We start from the raw sequence: 209 nt of genomic DNA on the forward strand, positions 1-209 counted from the left end.
ACCTCTTCACCTGAAATAATAGTCCCAGCGATGCTTTTTATAACAACTGCCTACGTTACCGCTTTGCAGTTTTTTGGGAACCGTTCTATTTTTTTACAACAAGTAGATTTTCAAGGACTCTCATATCATGCATCTCCTGCTTCTGAAGCGCTACAAAAAGTGGTGATATTGGATGATATGGATGAAGACTTTAAGCTATTGTACTCGAG

General features: G+C 38.8%; 1 pseudogene. It reads left to right on the forward strand.

Annotation, left to right across the window (positions count from 1 at the left end):
• Positions 1 to 209 (forward strand): annotated as a pseudogene (locus tag V6260_RS19460) (chloride channel protein); the annotation flags it as partial.

It is taken from the genome of Pseudoalteromonas aliena (genome assembly GCF_038155085.1).
GTDB lineage: Bacteria > Pseudomonadota > Gammaproteobacteria > Enterobacterales > Alteromonadaceae > Pseudoalteromonas > Pseudoalteromonas aliena_A.